Annotated in this window: 1 protein-coding gene; it reads left to right on the forward strand. The window is 49.8% G+C overall.

What is annotated here, in order from left to right; translation table 11 throughout:
* Positions 1-225, forward strand: a 225-nt coding sequence (locus ACGF5R_RS24990) for a contractile injection system protein, VgrG/Pvc8 family (RefSeq protein ID WP_387693346.1), incomplete at both ends; no start/stop codon positions are given.

The following is a 225-nucleotide window of genomic DNA, read 5'->3' on the forward strand; positions in this document are numbered from 1 at the left end:
GATGACGCTCAATCAGGACAGCCGTATTTTCCATCGACAGTCCGTACCGGAAATCTTAACGGAGCTGCTTAAAGAGCATTATATTTTCTTTGCCCGCGATACGCTCTATAAACGCCATGCCGAACGGGAATACACCACGCAAAAACGCGAATCGGCCTATGATTTTTGGTGCCGGCTGGCGGCGGAAGAGGGCATTGTCTTCTGGTTTGAGGAAGAACAGACGTT

Source organism: Photorhabdus sp. RM71S (assembly GCF_042879355.1).
In the GTDB taxonomy this organism is placed as follows: domain Bacteria; phylum Pseudomonadota; class Gammaproteobacteria; order Enterobacterales; family Enterobacteriaceae; genus Photorhabdus; species Photorhabdus kayaii.